The following is a 15956-nucleotide window of genomic DNA, read 5'->3' on the forward strand; positions in this document are numbered from 1 at the left end:
GGGCGGGGAATCCCCCGCCCAGGTGCGAGTGGATCAGCCGTTGGCGTCGCGCCACTGCTGGAAGGTCTTGCCCGCGTCCTCCGGGCTGATGGACCCCGTGAGTACGGAGTTCTGGACACGCCAGTACTCGCCGGTCTCGGCGGTGCTGAAGTTCTGATCGTTGTTCAGGTACGAGCCCGTTGCCTGGCTAACCAGTTCGGACCACTCGTTCGCAAGGACGGCGTCAGCCGGAGGAGCCACGTTCTTGTTCGCGGAGATGACGGAGAACGCGGAACCGAGCTTCGCCTGCCCGTCCTCAGAGATCATGTAGTCGAGGAACTTCGCCGCCAGGTCCGGGTTCTTCGAGGCCTGCGTGACGTAGAGCAACTCTCCGAATCCATAGATCCTCCCCGTCCCCGTGGGGAAGGCGAAGATGCCGAAGTCATCGGCAGACATGCCGCCGTTGACCGCCTGCGGCCCGAACCAATCGCCCTCAAGGGCCATCGCCGCCTGGCCCGTGAAGAAGAGCTGAGATGAGTCGTCCTGGCTGATGGCCATGTAGCCCTGGTTCAGGTAGTCGTCGCCCCACTTCTTGAGCTCCACGAAGGCGTCCGTGACGCAGGGCTCCGTGCCCCAGTTACCGTCCCCCTGGTTCAGCTTGTCAGCGATCTCGGCACCACACTCGGTCTCGATCAACGCGTCGAGGAGACGCATGACATGCCAGTTCACCGTGCCGCCCATCTCCATCGGCGTGATGCCTGCGGCCTTGAGCTTCTCCGCCGCCGCGAGCAACTCCTCGTAGGTGGTCGGCAACTCGGTGATTCCGGCCTTCTCGAACAGCGCCTTGTTGTAGTAGATCGCTTCGCTGGACTCCTGGAAGGCGACGCCGTTATGGCCGCCGTACAGCTCGGAGCGAGCGACGGCAACGCTCGTCAGAGAGTCCGCCCACTTGTACTCGTCGTAGTACTTGGTGATGTCGAGGCTCATGTTGGCCTTGATGAGTTCGCCACCGAGCCCTGGCCCGCCCCAGTAGCGGTAGATGTCTGGCACGGAGTCCGTGCCCGCGGCTTGGCGCAGCGCATCCTTGTGGGGGTCGACCGCACGGTTCTCGGTGGTCACCTTGACGCCAGGGTTCTCGGCCTCGAACCCCTTGACGAGGGCGTCCCAGGCGGTCGCCTGGTCCCCGTCGAGCGTCAGTTGCCAGATCGTGAGGCTCTTGCCGTCACCGGCTCCATCGGCACCGTCACCGCTTCCGCCACACGCGGCAAGGCCGAGGGCCATCGCGGCGGCTGACGCGACGGCCAGCACCTTCTTGTATCCGAACATCTCTGTTCCTTCCAGGTTGAGCTTCGTTGGGGTTGATAGTTAGGACGACTGCCAGAGGGAGAACTCATCGAGCTTCACGTAGAAGTCCTCGAACATGAGTCGCAGGTCGACTTGGGTGTAGACCCGCATGGGTCGGCTTCCGTTGATGGCTCGATAGGTTCCGTCAGCGGTCAGTTCCGGGGTGTCCTTGAACACATACCGGCTGGATGTGGTGTCCGACTCGAACGGACTGCGGAGTGCCGTCAGGAGGACGAGCGGGGAGTCGCCCAACGCGTACGCCTCCGGCATCGGTTCGGCACGGTGATGCGCCGAGGACATCACCAGCCTGATCTCGTCGTACAGGTACTGTCCGAGCGGCCCGGTGCGGGCGACGCGGTGCCGCAACTCCGCCTCGGACACGAGGCATTGACGATAGACGTCGCGGGGCACCTGCCAGATCTCGAGATCCTCCGCACCGAAAATCACCTGCCCTGCGGTCACGTCGATCAACAGGTTGTACTCGATGGGCATGGCACCCACCGGTGGCAGGGCGAGCCCATCGTGTTCATTCCCACCGATCCACACCAAGGTCAACCGGGAAGCGATTCGCGGTTCGAGCAGGTAGGCCGACGCGAGGTCTGTGAGGCCGCCGCCCGCCACGTAGAACAGCGGAAGGTCGGTGTCATCACGCATGGCCTCCGCGATGATTGCCTCGGCCGCCGCGGAGGGTTGCGCCTGATCGAGCGACTCAAGCGCCCGCGAAGCCCCCTTGACCAGGATCTCGGGCGACGCGAGGCCCATCCGTGCGAGCACGTCACGCGCGACGCTCAAGGCGCTCTCGGCCGTGTCATCGCTCGGATCCCAGGGGTCCCCGTCTCGCAGATGCGAGCAGACGATGCCGCGAATCTCCAGGCTCGGCGACAGCAGGTGGTGCACGATCTGGAAGAGATCGTCCGGATCACCGGAGAAGTCGTTGTCGATGAGCACCCGCGCGTGCGGGGCAAACGGCTCATCTGACCGCCAGGGCGTTTCGCCCAGCTTCCAGGTCTTGGCGGGCGCGATCCCGTGGTCCTGGGGACTCGTGGGAACTCTCGTCATGTCGTCTCCTTGCTGTGCCCCAGGCCGGCAGCTTTGCCTGCCTGAGTCCGCTCTCTGCGGTCCCATCGTCGGAACCATGGAGTTATGTTATGCATAACAGAGCGTCACCGCAAGCATGTTTCGTCAAATACGTATATCAATTCATCCCGAGCGGCTCGGTAGAGTTGCCGGAAACGATCGTGGAGCCCGGAGGAGAACCATGGCTGATGGCGGCGTACGACGGCGTCCCCGCCAGGCGAGCATGGCCGATGTAGGTCGGATGGCCGAGGTGTCGGCCCAGACGGTCTCCCGCTTCTTCAACAACGGGTACGTCTCGGAGGATGCACGGCAGCGGATCAGTGAGGCCGTCGAGGAGTTGGGTTACCGACAAAACAAGCTCCCGCGCAGCTTGCGACTTTCGCGGACTGACAGCATCGGGTACCTCAACGTCGGCCCGATCAACCACGGCTCCGGGTCGATCCTCACCGGCCTCAGCCGAGCCGCTCGTGCCGCGGGACAGGCGCTCCTCACGACCCAACTCGACTTGGACCCCCACGCCCCCGACAAGGCCGAGGACGTCCGTCATGCCTTGGAGACGTTCCTCTCCCTGCGGGTGGACGGCATCATCGTCGGCACTCCATACAGCGGCCTCAACACCGTCGTCGAGACCATCGGAAAGGCCGTCCCCCTGGTCGCCCTGTCTGACCAGGTCGCATCTCAACTGAGTTCCGTCCAGGCTGACTCTCATGCGGCAGCCTGCCTGGCTGTCGAGCACCTGGTTGCCCTCGGACACCGCCGGATCCTGCATCTCGCGGGCCCGTCGATCACTAATGAGGCCTCTGAGAGGGTGCGCGGCTTCCGCGACACCATGGCACGTCACGGGCTGGATGCCGCCGAGCCAATCTATTGCGATGCGTGGACCGCACGGGCCGGATACGCGGCCGCCGATGCTCTGGACCCGTCGGAGTTCACTGCGGTCTTCGCCGGAAACGACCTTCTGGCGCTCGGGCTGATGAGCAGGCTGCACTCACAGGGCCTGCTGTGCCCGCGTGACTACTCGGTGATCGGCATCGATGACTCACCCGAAGACGCCTTCTACACCCCCGCCCTGAGCAGCGTCTGGATCGACTTCGAGCAGATGGGCGAGATGGCCTGCCGACTGCTCCTTGGACACATTGCGGAGCCTCACCCGGCACTCCGTCTCCACACGACCACACAACTGCGGGTCCGGGACTCAACCGCCGCGCCGAGCCGAGCGATGCCCTGATGCTCCCGCGCCACGGGGGCGCGGCCAGGTAGCGGCTAGCGGGCCAGCGCGATCGGCACGCGGCGGTAGCCGCCGACCGGGTGGACCTCGCGCTCGGGGTCGCGCTCACCTGGGAACACCGCGGACGTCGCCGCCAACAACTCCTGGACGGCGATCCGCAGTTCCATCGTCGCCAACGCCCTGCCGGGGCAGACGTGCGGGCCGGTGCCGTAGACCAGGTTCCGCGCGGCGTGACCTACTGGGTCAAAGATGTCGACGCCGAACACCGACTCGTCGCGGTTGGCGGAGGTCCAGTTGAGCTTGACGACCTCGCCCTCCCCGATCTCCACTCCCGCGACCGTGACCGGGCAGGTCGCCTTGCGCCTGTTCGTCACGAAGGGGTCGTCGAGGCGGAGGATCTCGTCGATCACCGCGTCCAGTTCCGCGTCGCTGACGCCTGAACGCAGCCGGGCCTGCAGCGCGGGATCGAGCGACAGGTGGGCCGCGAGCACCCCGACGCACAGTGCGATCGATCCGAGGTCGCCGCCCGTCCAGTTCCGCAGGATCGAGACCAGTTCCTCATCCGTGAACGGCCGTTCCTTCCAGCCGTCGGCCATCAGTCGGCTGGTCAGATCGTCGGTGGGGTTGAGGCGGCGAGGCTCGAGGACGCCACGGATCAGGTCGTCAAAGTCGTCGGCGACCTGTGCCATCCGTGCCCTCTCGCCCGAGCGGGTCGCGGCGTGATTAGCCTGCATCCAGTCCAGTAGCCGCGGCTCCAGCGACGCTGGCCAGCCCAGCCAGGCCGACTGGGCCCTGACGGCGAACACCGCGCCGAGGTCCCGCACCGCATCCGTCTCGGTAGGAAGCGAGGCGACCAGGTCGCGCGCGATCTCTCGAAACCGCGTCTCGAAGGGCGCGACGGCCTCCGCCGTCAGATACCGGTCGAGGACGCGGCGCGCCTCCGCGTGTTCCTCTCCATCAAGCCCGTTGGGAACCTGCAGGTGGGCCGACACCGCGCTGGAGAAGCGCTCCGCGTCCGTTGCCGTCGCCTCTACCTCGGCGTACCCCAGCAGCACCCACTCGCCGCGCGCGTTCCGCACGACGCGGTGCCCGGCGCGCAATTCGTCGGTCAGCAACCGCAGGTCGTGACCTGTCGGGTCCACCTCATCGGGCCAGTTCGTCATCGTTCTCCTCAGCCGTCAGTCCTCGATGACGCGAACCGCGCGCACCCGGCCGGGCGTCATAGGGCCCTCGAGCCAGTCGAGCAGTTCCTGCAGCGCGGCGCGATCGCCCGACGCCGTCACCCGCACAGATCCGTCGTGAAGGTTCTCCGCGTCGCCCACCAGAGCGAGCGCGTCGAGTTGCCTGCCGGTCGCCCAGCGGAACCCGACGCCCTGCACCTGGCCGAACACCAGGACGGTCATGTTGTCCACGCCCCGAACCTACCGCGCCGCCCGGTGGGCTGTCAGCGGCTAGGGCTGAGGCGGCGTGACGGTGGTGGCGACCGTGCGGATCCGGATGGCCGACACGACCATGAAGATCCCGAACAGCAGCGCGCCGATCCCGATCAGGTAGACGACGGCGCCTAGCGCCAGTGCGGGCATCACCAGGCACAGGATGCCGAAGACGACAGCAAGGATGCCGCTCAAGATGAGCAGCCACTCCCCCGTGATGACCTTGCGGACCCGGGCGGCGAAGACGATCTCACGGATGCCCGCGACGATGAACCACACCGCGACAAGCAGCGCGATCGCCTCGACCCCGGTGAACGGGTTCCAGGCGACGACGCCGCCGAGCACGACACCGAGGACGCCGAACAGGCCGACCAGGACCCGATCGGCCAGGTCGCCAGAGGTATCCGTGACCGCCTGGATCAGCAACCCCACACCGTCGACGATCATCCAGATGCCGAAGAAGACTGCCAGCGTGAGCAAGGTGGCGCCAGGCCAGGCGAGCGCGATGATGCCGAAGATGACGGCGAGGATGCCCTGGATCAGGATCCAGGGCCACACGCTCTTCGCGAAGTTGATCATGATTCCTCCTGCAGTCGTCCAGCGTCTCCACGCTATACCCCCTAGTCGCACCGCGTTCGGAAGGGGAGACACAGGCCTGGCGCTACGCGGCCCTGCGCGGGCCTACCGAGGCTAGAGAAGGTAGTGCGGGGCGCCCCGACACAGCGCCCCGCAACCGCAACAGGATAGCCACGTTGACGGCGTCCACCACAACCGCGCTGGTGCCCGTAGGTCGACCCGGCAACGACCAAGGACCGATGCGGGGGTGGGCGGCATTCCGCCTAGACTTGTGGCCCATGAGGATCCGGGCCGTCGCAGCAGTGTCATGCCTGCTCATCGCGTCCGCGTGCACCCCCAACCTTCCCGCGACCAGCACCTCCCCGCAGGTCGCACCGAGCCCGACGCCGACGCTCACGATCGTCCCCACCTCCACTCCTGTCCCCGACAACCAGTTCCCCATCTCCTACCCGATCGCCGACAGCCTCACCGCCGGCGACGCGGGCGACATCGTCGCCAGGCTGCACGAGGTCTCGGGTGGTCTCCCGGTGCTGAAGGTCGACCTGACGACGAAGCAGGCCACGCTCACCGCGCTGCAGCCGGACAAGGGCGTCGCCAGTTACCGGTGGGAGAACGGCGAGATCACCAAGGTCGACTCCGACATCCAGTACCTGGACCAGAAGACCTTCGACCCGTCGCAGTACCCCATTGACTCGCTCGGCCGGATGTTCGACATCGCAGACCTGCGCGGCGTGCGCGGCGAACTGGTGCTGCAGATCGTCGAGTACCGGGAGGGACAGGTCGTCATGACGGTCACGTCGCGCCCCGAGTCGAAGACGGTGTTCTTCAACAAGGACGGCACCGCGGTCGCCAGCCTCGGCCTCACCAGCGTCGCCGACCTGACGGCGGGCGTCGGCGAGGTCGTCGGGGACGCCACCGAGGTCTACTCCGTGACGCTGAGCCCGACGCTCGGCTACTCGGCCGACCTGCCCGACGCCGACAAGGGCGTCGTCCTCAACCGCACCCGGCCCGCCGAGATGCCCGTCTTCGAGACCCGCCGCACCGAGAACCCGAGCGTCGCACCGTTCAATCCTGCTCTGATTCAGCCTGCCGGCCTGGCGAAGGCGATCTCGAAGTTCCAGAAGACCCCCGACGAGGCGTGCACCGTGACGGTGGACATGTCCCTGAAGCGCTCGGCCCCGGTCGCGAAGGTCGACTGCGGCGGCTCGGTGCACTACGCGGACATGGACGGACGCGACATGACCGACCTGGTCGGCTGACCCGCCCACCGACGACCCGGGGCTCGGGTCTCGCCTTGAGCATGTTTGGTTGCTCGTTGCCTCTCGGGGCACGTTTGAACGTTCAGATCACAAACGAGACACCAAACATGCTCAAGCCCCCTCCCAACCACCGCCACCGCGCACCCGTCGACCCGCGCCCAAGTGCGACCTAGTCTTGTGGCCATGGACACCAATCCCGCCCTTGAGGCGCTGACGGCCTCAGGCCTCGCGCACACCGTCACCAGGCACGGACGCGTCGGCTCGCTTCAGGAGGCGGCAGCCGCCCGCGGCGTCGAGCCGCGCGACATCGTCAAGACCATGGTGGTGCGCCGCGGCGAGGACGATCACCTTCTCGTGCTGGTGCCGGGCGACCGTGCGATCTCGTGGCCCAAGCTGAGGGCGCTGCTCGGCGTCAACCGGCTCTCGATGCCCGACGCTGACGAGGCGTTGCGCGTCACCGGGTTCGCCCGCGGCACCATCACGCCGTTCGGGACCCTCACTCCGCTGCCTGTTGTCGCGGACGAGCGGATCTCGGGACGGAGCGTGTCGATCGGGGCCGGCGGGCACGGGGTCGCGGCGACGCTCGGCGGCGACGACCTGCTTGCCCATCTCGGGGCGCAGGTAGCCGACGTCACAGACGCGGAGGCTTAACCGCCCAGGTCGTCGGTGGCGAAGGTGTCACACGTGTTCGGGTTGCCGCTCTGGAAGCCCTTCGCGACCCAGTACTGGCGCATCTGCGACGACCCGTGCGTCCAGCTCTCTGGGACGACCCGGCCGGTCGACTGCTTCTGGATGTGGTCGTCGCCCACCGCGCGCGCCGCGACGACGATCCGGTCGAGGTCGTCCTGAGTGATGGCCTTGATCGGCGAGTTCGGGTCCTTGATCGTGTTGGCGAAGAAGACCCCCGCGTAGCAGTCGGCCTGCAGTTCGAGGCGCACCGCAGCCGACTTGGGGCCCGTGTCGTTGCCCGCCTGCCGCGCGGCGCTCATCTGCCCCGTCAGGTTGGAGATGTGGTGCCCGTATTCGTGGCCCACGATGTAGAGCTCGGCGGGGTCGCTCTGCTCGGTGCCCAACTGCTGCAGCAACTGACCGACGAAGGAGTCGTCGACGAAGATCGTCTCGTCGCCGGGGCAGTAGAAGGGACCCATCTCGGAGGAGCCGGTGCCGCACGCGGTTGCGATCTGGCCGCTGAACAATTGCATGCTCGCCGGCGGCCGGAAGCCCTCGGTGAAGGCGCTTGACCAGTAGTTGTTGAGGGCTGCCATGTACGCGGTCCAGCGGCAGTCCCGGTCCCGCTCGACGTCGGCGCCGGTCTTGCAGTTGGGGTTGTTGCTGCCGACCGTGGTGTCCTGGGTCTGCGGCTCAGCCTGCCCTCCGAGGACGTCGCCGATATTGCCCCCGAAGAACAGCGCGATCAGCAGGACGATCAGGCCTCCGAGGCCACCGCCGACGGCGATCCGGCCGCCGCGGCCACCGCCACCGCCGCCTCCGCCGTAGCGCACGTTGCCGCCACTGATGTCGGCTTCCGGTCGGTACTCCATGGCTTCCCCGTCGTCCTGCCCGGTGTGCCCGGGGTCCACTGTGACTTCACAATGCTAGTGCGTCGAGGGCAACCTGGGGAGGACCCGCGACGAGGCGCTTGTCACCCGCGGGTAGTGGCGTGCGTCTAAGCTTGGCCAATGCGCGTCGTCGGTGTCACCCATCCCCTGGGGGCACCAGTAGCCGGATTTCCCATCTCGCACGGCCAGCATCCCCGCGTGACCATGTTCGACCGCGGCTACGTGCCCGTCCGGCCGCTCGCGGCGACGATGGACGAGGAGCGCGAGATCGTCTTCACCTGGCTTGTCCGGGAGGTCACCGCGGCGGATCAGCGCCCACCGGAGCGGCACACCGTCTACGTTTCGCGCCCCAATGAGCAGCCGCGGCGACACCAGCGAATCGGCGCCTATGCCCTGGTGCTGTCCAGTCGCGGCATCCTCGGCACCGTCAACTCCACGACGACGCTGGCTCCCGGCACCTGGACTCTGCCGGGCGGCGGGGTCGATGAGCATGAGTCGCCCTCCGACGCGGTGCTGCGCGAGGTGTTCGAGGAGACAGGCCAGGACATCGTCATCGAACGTGTGCTGACGCTGGAGTCGGAGCACTGGATCGGCCGGTCCATGTCGGGCCAACTCGAGGACTTCCACGCCCTGCGCGTCGTATACGCCGCGAGATGCGAAACACCCAGCGACCCCGTCGTCCACGACATCGGTGGATCGACTCAAGGGGCCGACTGGGTGCCTCTGCGCGCGTGGCGCTCGTTGCATTGGACCAACAGCTCGCGGACGCTGCTCGCGCAGTACGCCCGCAGGCTGTGGGCGGCTAGTTCCTGAAGTAGCTCAGGATGCGCAGGATCTCGGTGTAGAGCCACACCATGGTGATGGTGATGCCGAAGGCCGCGCGCCAGGACTCCTGCGCGGGAGCCTGGGCGGCGATGCCGCGCTCGACGGAGTCGAAGTCCATCACGAGGTTCAGCACGGCGAGCACGACGGCGACGGCGGAGACGCCGATCGCGAGCATGCCCGCGCCTGCACCCGCACCGCGAAGGCCGGTGTCTACGCCCAGCAGGGCGAGGACGAAGTTGACCAGCAGCACGCCCGCCAGGGCGATGGTGGCGATGGTCACGACCTTGCGGAACTTGGCGGTGACGCGGATGTTGAAGAACTTGTACGCCGCGAGGGTGACGCCAGCGGTGACGAACGTGGCGAGCACGGCCGTCACGACGATGCCTGGCCACAGTTCGTTGAAGAACTTCGAGAACGCGCCGATGAAGACGCCCTCGACGGCTGCATAGAACAGCACGCCGCCGACCGGCAGCTTGGCGCGGCCCGCGACGAGGAAGACGGTGACGAGGCCGACGATGCCGGACCCGATCAGCGCCGGGGTGACGAGGTTCCAGGGCAGGAGGATGAACGCCGCGACGGCGAACAGGGCGACCGTCCCGAGGGTGATGGCCGTCTTGGCGAGCACGTCGTCAAGCGTCATCACCGCGCCGGTGGACACCGGCTGCTGGTACGGGTTGTAGTTCTGCTGCTGCTCGGGGAACTGCTGCTGGTAGGGGTCGTAGCCGGGGCCCTGCTGCTGGCCGTACCCCTGCGGGTAGGTCTGCTGCGGGGTGCTGTGACGCGTGAAGGCGTCCGGGCTACCAATAATCGGATTTGCCATCTCAGATGCTCTTTCTTCAGTCTCACGAAGGAGGCTTGTCGACTTCCATGGTAGCGCGCGACGCAACGACCGCTTCTGTTCCCGGTTCGGCGCTGGGCTGTCGGTTCCCGGGAAGCCCCGCGCACTGTCACCGCCACGTGCGAGGATCGAACATGACTGATCCCACCCTCACGTTCCTCGGTGCCGTCGGAACGGTCACCGGCTCGAAGTACCTGCTGAGCGTCGATGGCAAGCAGATCCTGGTCGACTCGGGCATGTTCCAGGGCGAGAAGAAGTGGCGGTTGAAGAACCGCGAGGAGTTCCCGATCGACCCGGCGACGATCGATGCGATCCTCCTCACGCACGCGCACGCCGACCATTCCTCGTATCTGCCCGCCCTCGTCAAGCACGGCTTCCGCGGCCCGATCTACGCGACCGGCGCCTCGATCAGGCTCGCGGAGATCGTGTTGCGCGACTCGGGCAAGTTGCAGGAGCAGGCCGCCGAGGACGCGTCGCGCGGCGGCTGGTCGAAGCACGAACAGCCCGAGCCCCTGTACGACACCTCCGACGTGGAGGCGACGCTCCCGCTGTTCCGGGCCGTCGAATGGGAGACCAACATCGACGTCGAGGGCGTCGCATGGGCGCGTTGGGTGCGCACGGCGCACATCCTCGGTTCGGCGTGCATCCACGTGGAGGTGGGCCCACGCAGTGTGCTGTTCTCCGGCGACCTCGGCCGCCACGACCACCCGATCCTCCGCGACAGGGCGACGCCACCCGGCGCGGACATCGTCTTGTGCGAGTCAACCTACGGCGACCGCGAGCATCCAGAACCGGAGGAGGCACACGCCGACCTCGCGGAGGCGATCAGGCAGACCATCGCGCGCGGTGGGCAGGTCGTCATCCCCGCGTTCGCGATCGACCGCACGGAGACGGTGCTGCACGCCCTCGTGCGGATGCGCCGTGAGGACAGGATCCCCGACGTGCCGGTCGTCGTCGACGGACCCATGTCCCTGGCTGCGCTCGACGTCTACCGCGACGAGCCCGACGAACTGGACCACGACATCACGGTGGCCGACTTCACCGACCTGAACCTGATCGAGACCCGCGAGGCCCGCGACTCCAGGAAGCTGAACCGTCGGAGGGACCCGATGATCATCATCTCGTCGTCAGGCATGTTGGAGGGCGGGCGCGTGCTGTATCACCTGGAGCGGCTGCTGCCCGACCCGCGCAACACCGTCATCCTGACCGGCTACCAGGCGGAAGGCACCCGCGGCCGGGCGCTCGAGGACGGCGCCCGCAACGTCAAGATCAACGGGCGCTACGTGCCCGTGAAGGCCCAGATCGTGCGCGACCGGGAGTTCTCCGTGCACGGCGACCGCTCCGACCTGCTCGACTGGCTCGGTGAACTCGTCCCGAAGCCGGAGGTGGTCTTCGTGGTCCACGGAGAGCCGAAGGTCGCCGCGTCCTTCGCCCACGACATCGAGGAGACCATCGGCTGCGCCGCGGTGGTGCCGCGCTTCGGCGAGGTGGTCAGCCTCGCCGCGCCCACCGTCTTCGACGACGAAACTTAGGCCCGCCCCGGGGGCCGCATGAACGCAACGGACACGACGGCGAGCAGCAGCAGCCCTGCGGGAAGGAACATCGACTGCCCCATGGCGGCCGAGAAGCCCTCCACCACCTGCGGGGGCATCGCCGCTCCGGACGAGCCCTCCCCCTGAGCCGCAGCTCCCGGGCCTAGTTCGGCGGTCAGCCGCGCAGACATGACGGCGGCGATGGCCGCCGACCCGAGGACCGAGCCGATCTGGCGAGTCGTGTTGTAGACGCCGGACCCGGCGCCCGCGAGGTCGCGCGGGAGGTTCCTCGTCGCGACCAGCGCGAGCGGCCCCCAGATGAACGAACTGCTTACGCCGACCAGGAGGCTGGGCAGCAGCAGCCACCAGGGGCTCCGGCTCGGATCGAGCCACAGGCCGTACCAGGCCATCGCCGCGGCGAGCCCGACGAGCCCTCCCGCGATCCAGGGCCGCGGATCGCGGTCCTGCAGGAAGCGGCCGATGAAGGGCGACAGCAGGCCGGACGCGACGGCCATCGGGATCATCAGGACCGCGGACTGGCTCGGGGTGAAGCCGCGCGCAGACTGCACGTACAGGAACAGGGGGATGTTCGACGCGGCCGCCACGAGCCCCATCACGGAGATCGCGGTGTTGGAGAGCACGTAGTTGCGGTCCGCGAACAGTTGCAGCGGCACGAGCGGCTCGCTCCTGGTGACACGCTGCCACCAGATGAACACGCCCATCGCGACGACCCCGACGGCGATCATGCCGAAGATCGGCACCTGCAACGTCGCCCCGAACACGATCACCGGCATGTTGCCCCACGCGTACGTCTCGCCCTCCTGGATGCCGAAGACGATCAGGAACAGCCCGACGGCGCTGAGCGCGACGCCCACCAGGTCGAAGGAGTGCGAATGCGTCTCCAGTCGTGGGACGTTGACGGCGACCAGCACCATCGCGGCGATCCCGACGGGAACGTTGATGAAGAAGATCCATTCCCACCCTGCGGCGTCGACGAGGAAGCCGCCGAGCAGCGGGCCGACGAGCATCGCGATGCCCGCGACGCTTCCCCACAGGCCCATCGGCGCGCCTCTGCGTTCGACGGGGAAGGTCCGCATGATCACGGCCATCGTCTGCGGCGCCATCAGCGCCGCGCCGAGGCCCTGCACGACGCGCGCGAGGATCAGCATCCCGATGCTGCCCGCGAGGCCGCACCACAGCGATGACGCCGTGAAGATGAACAGGCCGAGCAGGAAGATCGGCTTGGGGCCGAACCGGTCGCCCAGTCGGCCGGTGATCAGCAGCGGGACCGCGTAGGCCAGCAGGTAGGCCGAGGTCACCCAGATGACGTTGTTGATGCCGGTGTCGAAGGACCGCATGATGTGGGGCATCGCGATCGTGACGATGGTTGAGTCGACCAGGATCATGAAGAAGCCGATGATCATCGACAGGAAACCCGGCCAAGGGGAACGCGAGTCGTCCACGTGCACTCCGCATCTGCGCCCCCGACGGAGCGCCCCGCGAATCTACGCCTGCGCACCGCCGCGGACAAGGGCAGTTTCCGCATTCCGGATGGTGGACTGCGCGTGAAGCCAGCGGCCGCCCGGCTGCGGCGTGAGACTTGGCACATGCCGACAACGCTTCGTTCCGTGGTGGACGCCTCCGCCGCGGTGGCCGCGACCCGCTCCCGCGACGCCAAGACCAGCATCGTCGCCGCCCTGCTCGCGGACACGGCGCCGGAGGACCTGGACGTCGTCGCGCATTACCTGGCGGGCACCCTGCGGCAGCGGCGCACCGGCGTCGCGTGGGGCTCGCTTCGAACGCACCGCGCCCCCGCCGACGACGCGACGCTGACGGTCGCGGAGGTGGACGCCGCATTCGAACGGCTCGCGGCGCTCACCGGCCCTGGCTCGGTGGACAAGCGGACGCGGGAACTCGACGCGCTATTCGGCGCCGCCACCGCCGCGGAACAGGAGTGGCTGGTCGCCGTCGTGACGGGCAACCTGCGGCAGGGTGCATCCGAGTCGCTGTTGATCGATGCTGCGGCGCGCGCCGCGTCGGTGGAGGTCGCCGAGGTAAGGAGGGCCGCGATGCTGGCCGGCTCCGCGGCCGAGGCCGTCGCCCTTGCACTGATCGGCGGGACCGAGGCGCTGCGTGCAGTCGGGCTCAGCGTCGGCCGCCCCGTGCAGCCGATGCTCGCCGCGTCGGAGAAGGACATCGCGACGGCGATGGCGAAGGCGGACCCGAGCGGGGCCCCGGTGTCCGTCGACGTGAAACTGGACGGCATCCGGCTGCAGGCGCACCGCGACGGGGACCGGGTCTGGCTCGCAACCCGCACGCTCCAGGACGTCACCGAACGGCTCCCGGAGGTCGTCGAGGCGGTGTTGGCGCTGCCCGTCGAGCGGTGCGTGCTGGACGGCGAGGCGATGCTGATCGGCCCGGACGCCCGCCCGCGCGCCTTCCAGGAGACCGCGGCGCGCACCGCCTCCGACGCTGGCGAGGCGGTGGCCGCCTTCTTCTTCGACGCGCTCCAGATCGACGACGACGTCCTGCTGGACGAGCCGGCAGAGGTCCGCTTCGCCGCGCTTGAACGCGTCGTGCCGCCCGCGCTGCGCGTCGCCAGGACGGTGACCGACGACCCCGGTGTCGCCGAGGAGTTCGCGCGCCGCGCGCTGGAGGCAGGCCATGAGGGCGTCGTCGTCAAGAACCTCTCCTCGCCGTATGCGGCGGGGCGACGCGGCTCGGGGTGGGTGAAGGTCAAGCCCGTCCACACGCTCGACCTGGTGGTGCTCGCCGTCGAACGCGGCAGCGGCCGTCGGGCGGGCATGCTGTCGAACATCCACCTGGGTGCGCGCGACCCCGGTACCGGTGGTTTCGTGCTGCTCGGCAAGACCTTCAAGGGGATGACGGACGAGATGCTGCGGTGGCAGACAGGGAGGTTCCGCGAGTTGGAGACCTCCGACGACGGCTGGGTCGTCGCGCTGCGTCCGGAGCAGGTCGTCGAGATCGCCTTCGACGGGGTGCAGCGTTCCACGCGATATCCAGGGGGCGTCGCGCTGAGGTTCGCCCGCGTCGTCAGGTACCGCGACGACAAGCCCGCCGCAGAGGCCGACACGATCGACGCCGTCCGCGCGTTCCTGACTTAGCGGGCGCGGAAGAGTCGCGACTCGGCCGACTTGTCGTCGACCTTCGGGTCGCCATGTTCCCATTGCACGACGGTGCCCGAGACGGTGTCGTCGAGCGCGATGTCGTCGATGGTGTCGACCAGCACGATGTGGCCGTAGCCGGAGATCCGCAACTGGTCGATGTGGTCGGCGGTGAGCACTGTCGAGTCGCCGGCGATGGTGACGGAGGCGCAAGACCCCTTGATGCTGAACGCCCCCGGGTACTCGATGACCACGGAGCCCGAGGAGCAGTCCAGGACCTGGTCGCTGGCCGCCGCGATCTCGGCGCGATCGAGGGCCGAACCCGACGGCAGCGGGTCTGCGACGGTGCCGGGCGTCCGCGTCTCGGCCGTCATGGTGGCATCGGGGTAGACGGGGTCCTCGAGGAACACCGACGAACATCCGCTGCCGAACAGCGCGGCGACAACGGCCACGCCCAGCATCGTCCTCATGTGCCCACCTTATCGACAGTGCCCCCGACGGGATTCGAACCCGTACTTGGGCGGGTTTAAGCCGCCTGCCTCTGCCAGTTGGGCCACGAGGGCTGCGGAGGCCAAGACTACCGGCCGACGCCTTCGCGATCTCCACGCCCGGCCTACCGCTGGCCCTCCCGGCCGGTAGGCTTGAGACTCGACAAAGGGGGCCACCATCGTGACCGCGTTTCTCATCATCGGAGGCGTAGGCGTCGCATTAGTTCTCCTGGCACTGATCATCGGCGACGTCCTCGACGGCCTTTTCCATCTCGATGTCCTCGGCGGTGACCTGTTCTCCTTCTCCAGCCTGGCGGCCTTCGTCGGCGCCTTCGGTTTCGGCGGAGCGCTCGGCCTTGCCCTGATCGACAGCACACTGGTGGCCGTGATCGTCGGCGTCGTGATCGGCGCCATCGCCGCTTGGGGGCCGTGTCACTGACCAAGGCCCTGAAGTCCGGCGAGAACGAGGCAAGCTTCAGGTCCGACTCGATGATCGGCCACGCGGGCCTGGTCATCACTGCGATCCCGGAGGGCGGCTACGGAGAGATCCGGATTTCCGCCGGAGGACACGTCCGCAAGCTGAGCGCCAAGTCGGCGCTCCCCGTCGACGCCGGGCAGGAGGTGTGGGTCTCCTCGATCCTGTCACCCACCGCCGTCGAGGTCACCCCGACCACCCCTGAACTCAACGCCTGA

General features: G+C 67.9%; 17 protein-coding genes and 1 tRNA gene. 8 read left to right on the plus strand and 10 right to left on the minus strand.

Going from position 1 to position 15956, the window contains the following annotated elements:
• Nucleotides 1–33: 33 nt before the first annotated feature.
• Nucleotides 34–1305 carry an extracellular solute-binding protein gene (locus BW730_RS11020; protein ID WP_077686277.1) on the minus strand — a complete coding sequence of 424 codons (1272 nt, stop codon included), beginning with the start codon at nucleotides 1303–1305 and terminating at the stop codon, nucleotides 34–36.
• Between the two features lie 39 nt (nucleotides 1306–1344).
• Nucleotides 1345–2382 carry a nucleoside hydrolase gene (locus BW730_RS11025; RefSeq protein WP_077686278.1) on the minus strand — a complete coding sequence of 346 codons (1038 nt, stop codon included), beginning with the start codon at nucleotides 2380–2382 and terminating at the stop codon, nucleotides 1345–1347.
• A 241-nt stretch (nucleotides 2383–2623) separates the two neighbouring features.
• On the opposite strand from BW730_RS11025, the gene BW730_RS11030 reads away from it, so the two are divergent.
• Entirely contained in the window at nucleotides 2624–3628 is a 1005-nt protein-coding gene (locus tag BW730_RS11030) for a LacI family DNA-binding transcriptional regulator (RefSeq protein WP_158522615.1), read from the plus strand.
• A 35-nt stretch (nucleotides 3629–3663) separates the two neighbouring features.
• Here the strand turns inward: BW730_RS11030 and BW730_RS11035 are convergent, their stop codons facing one another.
• Genes BW730_RS11035 through BW730_RS11045 form a run of 3 tightly spaced genes read right to left on the minus strand, consistent with a single transcriptional unit; the run spans nucleotide 3664 to nucleotide 5640 of the window.
• Nucleotides 3664–4791, minus strand: coding sequence for a cytochrome P450 (locus BW730_RS11035; protein WP_077686280.1), 1128 nt, complete (start codon nucleotides 4789–4791; stop codon nucleotides 3664–3666).
• Nucleotides 4792–4806: 15 nt separating this feature from the next.
• Nucleotides 4807–5031 (minus strand): acylphosphatase, encoded by a 225-nt coding sequence (locus BW730_RS11040; RefSeq protein ID WP_077686281.1) that lies wholly within the window; start codon nucleotides 5029–5031, stop codon nucleotides 4807–4809.
• Between the two features lie 48 nt (nucleotides 5032–5079).
• Nucleotides 5080–5640, minus strand: a complete 561-nt coding sequence (locus BW730_RS11045; RefSeq protein ID WP_077686282.1) for an HdeD family acid-resistance protein — start codon at nucleotides 5638–5640, stop codon at nucleotides 5080–5082.
• Between the two features lie 275 nt (nucleotides 5641–5915).
• Here BW730_RS11045 and BW730_RS11050 point away from each other — a divergent pair, with 275 nt between their 5' ends.
• Both BW730_RS11050 and BW730_RS11055 read left to right on the plus strand, forming a co-directional pair.
• The gene (locus tag BW730_RS11050) at nucleotides 5916–6896 is read left to right on the plus strand and encodes a hypothetical protein (protein WP_145952821.1); all 981 of its coding nucleotides are present in this window, start codon (nucleotides 5916–5918) and stop codon (nucleotides 6894–6896) included.
• Nucleotides 6897–7079: 183 nt separating this feature from the next.
• Nucleotides 7080–7547 (plus strand): aminoacyl-tRNA deacylase, encoded by a 468-nt coding sequence (locus BW730_RS11055; protein WP_077686284.1) that lies wholly within the window; start codon nucleotides 7080–7082, stop codon nucleotides 7545–7547.
• Here BW730_RS11055 and ypfJ read toward each other — a convergent pair.
• Nucleotides 7544–8437, minus strand: a complete 894-nt coding sequence (ypfJ, locus tag BW730_RS11060; RefSeq protein ID WP_077686285.1) for a KPN_02809 family neutral zinc metallopeptidase — start codon at nucleotides 8435–8437, stop codon at nucleotides 7544–7546. The genes BW730_RS11055 and ypfJ overlap by 4 nt on opposite strands.
• Nucleotides 8438–8659: 222 nt before the next feature.
• On the opposite strand from ypfJ, the gene BW730_RS11065 reads away from it, so the two are divergent.
• On the plus strand, nucleotides 8660–9268 hold the full coding sequence (locus BW730_RS11065; protein ID WP_226997221.1) for an NUDIX hydrolase: 609 nt from the start codon (nucleotides 8660–8662) through the stop codon (nucleotides 9266–9268).
• On the opposite strand, the gene BW730_RS11070 is transcribed toward BW730_RS11065, so the two are convergent.
• The gene (locus BW730_RS11070; RefSeq protein WP_077686286.1) at nucleotides 9258–10100 is read right to left on the minus strand and encodes a Bax inhibitor-1/YccA family protein; all 843 of its coding nucleotides are present in this window, start codon (nucleotides 10098–10100) and stop codon (nucleotides 9258–9260) included. The genes BW730_RS11065 and BW730_RS11070 overlap by 11 nt on opposite strands.
• Before the next feature lie 152 nt (nucleotides 10101–10252).
• On the opposite strand from BW730_RS11070, the gene BW730_RS11075 reads away from it, so the two are divergent.
• Nucleotides 10253–11650: an MBL fold metallo-hydrolase RNA specificity domain-containing protein gene (locus BW730_RS11075; protein WP_077686287.1), complete on the plus strand. Its 1398-nt coding sequence runs from the start codon at nucleotides 10253–10255 to the stop codon at nucleotides 11648–11650.
• Here the strand turns inward: BW730_RS11075 and BW730_RS11080 are convergent.
• Nucleotides 11647–13113 (minus strand): DHA2 family efflux MFS transporter permease subunit, encoded by a 1467-nt coding sequence (locus BW730_RS11080; protein WP_226996736.1) that lies wholly within the window; start codon nucleotides 13111–13113, stop codon nucleotides 11647–11649. The genes BW730_RS11075 and BW730_RS11080 overlap by 4 nt on opposite strands.
• 144 nt (nucleotides 13114–13257) lie before the next feature.
• Between BW730_RS11080 and BW730_RS11085 the strand changes: the two genes are divergently transcribed.
• The gene (locus tag BW730_RS11085) at nucleotides 13258–14775 is read left to right on the plus strand and encodes an ATP-dependent DNA ligase (RefSeq protein WP_077687632.1); all 1518 of its coding nucleotides are present in this window, start codon (nucleotides 13258–13260) and stop codon (nucleotides 14773–14775) included.
• Here BW730_RS11085 and BW730_RS11090 read toward each other — a convergent pair.
• Both BW730_RS11090 and BW730_RS11095 read right to left on the minus strand, forming a co-directional pair.
• A complete protein-coding gene (locus BW730_RS11090) occupies nucleotides 14772–15245 on the minus strand; it encodes a DUF3060 domain-containing protein (protein ID WP_077686289.1) in 474 nt (157 codons plus the stop codon). The two genes, BW730_RS11085 and BW730_RS11090, sit on opposite strands and share 4 nt — an antisense overlap.
• Nucleotides 15246–15264: 19 nt before the next feature.
• A tRNA-Leu gene (locus BW730_RS11095) sits at nucleotides 15265–15338 on the minus strand.
• A 106-nt stretch (nucleotides 15339–15444) separates the two neighbouring features.
• Here BW730_RS11095 and BW730_RS11100 point away from each other — a divergent pair.
• Both BW730_RS11100 and BW730_RS11105 read left to right on the plus strand, forming a co-directional pair.
• Entirely contained in the window at nucleotides 15445–15702 is a 258-nt protein-coding gene (locus BW730_RS11100; RefSeq protein WP_077686290.1) for a hypothetical protein, read from the plus strand.
• Nucleotides 15693–15956, plus strand: a complete 264-nt coding sequence (locus BW730_RS11105; RefSeq protein WP_077686291.1) for a hypothetical protein — start codon at nucleotides 15693–15695, stop codon at nucleotides 15954–15956. The genes BW730_RS11100 and BW730_RS11105 overlap by 10 nt, the downstream gene beginning before the upstream one ends.

The sequence above is a fragment of the Tessaracoccus aquimaris genome (genome assembly GCF_001997345.1).
Taxonomy (GTDB): domain Bacteria; phylum Actinomycetota; class Actinomycetes; order Propionibacteriales; family Propionibacteriaceae; genus Arachnia; species Arachnia aquimaris.

Excerpts from the sequence above, each read along its gene's own strand:
- BW730_RS11020 (WP_077686277.1), bottom strand. The coding sequence starts at position 1,305 with ATGTTCGGATACAAGAAGGTGCTGGCCGTCGCGTCAGCCGCCGCGATG.
- BW730_RS11025 (WP_077686278.1), bottom strand. The coding sequence starts at position 2,382 with ATGACGAGAGTTCCCACGAGTCCCCAGGACCACGGGATCGCGCCCGCC.
- BW730_RS11030 (WP_158522615.1), top strand. The coding sequence starts at position 2,624 with ATGGCCGATGTAGGTCGGATGGCCGAGGTGTCGGCCCAGACGGTCTCC.
- BW730_RS11035 (WP_077686280.1), bottom strand. The coding sequence starts at position 4,791 with ATGACGAACTGGCCCGATGAGGTGGACCCGACAGGTCACGACCTGCGG.
- BW730_RS11040 (WP_077686281.1), bottom strand. The coding sequence starts at position 5,031 with ATGACCGTCCTGGTGTTCGGCCAGGTGCAGGGCGTCGGGTTCCGCTGG.
- BW730_RS11045 (WP_077686282.1), bottom strand. The coding sequence starts at position 5,640 with ATGATCAACTTCGCGAAGAGCGTGTGGCCCTGGATCCTGATCCAGGGC.
- BW730_RS11050 (WP_145952821.1), top strand. The coding sequence starts at position 5,916 with ATGAGGATCCGGGCCGTCGCAGCAGTGTCATGCCTGCTCATCGCGTCC.
- BW730_RS11055 (WP_077686284.1), top strand. The coding sequence starts at position 7,080 with ATGGACACCAATCCCGCCCTTGAGGCGCTGACGGCCTCAGGCCTCGCG.
- ypfJ (WP_077686285.1), bottom strand. The coding sequence starts at position 8,437 with ATGGAGTACCGACCGGAAGCCGACATCAGTGGCGGCAACGTGCGCTAC.
- BW730_RS11065 (WP_226997221.1), top strand. The coding sequence starts at position 8,660 with ATGTTCGACCGCGGCTACGTGCCCGTCCGGCCGCTCGCGGCGACGATG.
- BW730_RS11070 (WP_077686286.1), bottom strand. The coding sequence starts at position 10,100 with ATGGCAAATCCGATTATTGGTAGCCCGGACGCCTTCACGCGTCACAGC.
- BW730_RS11075 (WP_077686287.1), top strand. The coding sequence starts at position 10,253 with ATGACTGATCCCACCCTCACGTTCCTCGGTGCCGTCGGAACGGTCACC.
- BW730_RS11085 (WP_077687632.1), top strand. The coding sequence starts at position 13,258 with ATGCCGACAACGCTTCGTTCCGTGGTGGACGCCTCCGCCGCGGTGGCC.
- BW730_RS11090 (WP_077686289.1), bottom strand. The coding sequence starts at position 15,245 with ATGAGGACGATGCTGGGCGTGGCCGTTGTCGCCGCGCTGTTCGGCAGC.